This is a genomic window from Paenibacillus sp. 01T422 (assembly GCF_056398785.1).
Genome location: NZ_JBFTQB010000907.1, coordinates 1 through 2,586, shown reverse-complemented (window position 1 = coordinate 2,586; position 2,586 = coordinate 1). Strand labels below are relative to the sequence as shown.

The window sequence follows — 2,586 nt, the reverse complement described above, 5'->3', positions numbered from 1 at the left end:
GCCCAAAGGCTTTCCACGAGGGAAAGCCCGGTTTCACAGCCTATGTTAATTTACTTCTTAGCGTTTTGCTCAACACCTGAAGATACTTTCAAACGAAGGGCATTCAAGTGAATGAAACCAGTCGCATCGCCTTGATCGTAAGCTTTCGTCGGATCAGCTTCCATTGTCGCAATATCCGGATTGTACAAGGATACCGGACTTTTCACGCCAGCTCCGATCACGTTGCCTTTGTACAATTTCAAGCGAACTGTACCGGATACATTCTTTTGGCTTTCTGCAACAAGCGCTTGAATCGCCAACCGCTCAGGAGCGAACCAGAAGCCATTGTATACAAGACTTGCATATTTGGAGATCAAGGAATCACGAAGGTGCATAACGTCGCGGTCCATCGTCAAGGATTCCATTTTGCGGTGAGCTGTAAACAAGATTGTACCGCCTGGAGTTTCGTACACGCCGCGGCTCTTCATGCCGACGAAACGGTTCTCAACCATATCTACACGGCCAATACCATGCTTGCCGCCGATTTCATTCAATGTTTCCATCACTTGAAGTGGCGTCAGTTTCGCGCCGTTGATGGCTACGCAGTCGCCTTTGTCGAACTCAAGCTCCATGTATTCAGCTTGATCTGGCGCGTCTTCTGGAGCAACGCTCAGGACGTACATCCCTTTGTTGTCGTCAGCTGCTGCATCGAACCAAGGATCTTCCAACATGCCGCTCTCAAAAGAGATGTGCAGCAGGTTGCGGTCCGTCGAATACGGCTTCGCAGCGGATGCTGTTACCGGAATGCCATGTTTCTCGGCATATGCGATCATTTCCGCGCGGCCTGGGAACTGCTCGCGGAACTCTTCCAAACGCCAAGGCGCGATAACAGACAGCTCAGGCGCCAGCGCCGCAGCTGTTAGCTCGAAGCGCACTTGGTCGTTCCCTTTGCCGGTTGCGCCATGCGCAATCGCCGTAGCGCCTTCAGCGCGAGCGATTTCAACCATGCGCTTCGCGATCAAAGGACGCGCAATACTCGTGCCGAGCAGGTATTGCCCTTCATACAAAGCCGCTGCTTGGAACATCGGGTTGATGAAATCCTTCGCGAACTCGTCACGCAGGTCGTCGATGTAGATTTTGGATGCGCCCGTTTGGAGCGCTTTTTCCTCTAGACCGTCCAACTCATCTTTTTGCCCAATATCCGCTGTAAAAGCAATAATTTCGGCGTCGTAAGTCTCCTTGAGCCATTTCAAAATAACCGATGTATCCAGTCCGCCGGAATAAGCGAGTACGATTTTTTCCTTAGCCATGTCTACTAATCTCTCCGTTTCCTAAATCTATTTATTATATCATGGTCGCGGCCATAATAGCCTTTTGCGCATGAAGACGATTCTCTGCTTGGTCGAAAATAATGGAATGCGCGCCGTCAATGACGCCCTCGCTCACTTCTTCCCCGCGATGTGCAGGCAAGCAGTGCATGAACAAGTAATCCGATTTCGCATATTTCACAAGATCTTCGTTGATTTGATAGTTTTTGAACGCAATCTCCCGCTGCTGCTGCTCAGCCTCGAAGCCCATGCTCGCCCATACATCCGTGTAGACGATGTCCGCATTCTCAATCGCTTCGCGAGGGTCCCGGGTCAGAAGCACGCTGCCGCCGTAATGCGCAGCATTCTCCTTGGAATTCTGAATAACTTCCTGGTCAGGATCATAGCCCTCAGGCGAAGCAATCGCGAAGTCCATCCCTAACTTGCTTGCACCTACCATTAAGGAATGAACCATGTTGTTGCCATCCCCAATGTAGGCTACTTTAATGCCTTTTAGACGGCCTTTTTTCTCAAGAACAGTCTGATAATCGGCCATAACCTGGCAAGGATGCGCATAATCTGTCAGTCCGTTGATAACCGGAACCGTCGCTCCACGCGCAAGATCAATCACCTTACGGTGTTCATAAGTACGAATCATAATACCATCAAGATAACGGGACAGCGTTTGTGCTGTATCCCATACCGTTTCACCGCGTCCAAGCTGCAGGTCGTTTTTGCTCAAAAATAAAGCCTGACCTCCCAGTTGGTACATCCCCACTTCAAAGGAAACACGCGTGCGAGTCGAGGATTTCTCAAAAATCATCCCGAGTGTCTTGCCGGCAAGCACTGCATGAGGCTCTCTAGCCTTTTGCTTACGCTTAAGCTCAATCCCGTAATGAATCAAGTATTCGATTTCTTCTGGTGTATAGTCAGCCAAAGCAAGGAAATCTTTGCCCTTCAATTGGGCAGCCATTTCTTCTTGTAAGGTAGTAGTCATTTCGTTTCAACCTCTCTCCTGTTACTTCGCTAGATGCTGCTGATCGTCGATGCTTTCTCTGCAAGGACAGCGCACAGTACATCCAGCCCTTGATCCAAATCTTCTTGCGGTATATTTAAGGCTGGCACTAAACGAATAACGTTCGGCCCAGCAGGAATAACGAGCACGCCTCTTTTATGAATCTCACTAATCATTTCACCTGCAGGCTGCGTGCACTCAATTCCGATCAAAAGCCCGATACCGCGAATTTTCGCGATTAATGGATTGCCAGCAAGCTTGCTTTCCAGCTTCTTGATCGTGTAC

3 protein-coding genes are annotated in these 2,586 nt (G+C 49.6%); all 3 read right to left on the bottom strand.

The window, feature by feature from the left end:
- Positions 1–50 precede the first annotated feature (50 nt).
- Positions 51–1,289: an argininosuccinate synthase gene (locus AC1DUA_RS33265; RefSeq protein ID WP_477503805.1), complete on the bottom strand. Its 1,239-nt coding sequence runs from the start codon at positions 1,287–1,289 to the stop codon at positions 51–53.
- A gap of 34 nt (positions 1,290–1,323) precedes the next feature.
- Positions 1,324–2,283, bottom strand: coding sequence for an ornithine carbamoyltransferase (gene argF, locus AC1DUA_RS33260; RefSeq protein ID WP_477503804.1), 960 nt, complete (start codon positions 2,281–2,283; stop codon positions 1,324–1,326).
- A 29-nt stretch (positions 2,284–2,312) separates the two neighbouring features.
- The coding region (locus AC1DUA_RS33255) for an aminotransferase class III-fold pyridoxal phosphate-dependent enzyme (protein WP_477503803.1) at positions 2,313–2,586 on the bottom strand (274 nt) is incomplete at its 5' end.

What these genes read in the sequence shown, in the direction of transcription:
- AC1DUA_RS33265 (WP_477503805.1), bottom strand. Translation starts at nt 1,289, where the DNA reads ATGGCTAAGGAAAAAATCGTACTCGCTTATTCCGGCGGACTGGATACA.
- argF (WP_477503804.1), bottom strand. Translation starts at nt 2,283, where the DNA reads ATGACTACTACCTTACAAGAAGAAATGGCTGCCCAATTGAAGGGCAAA.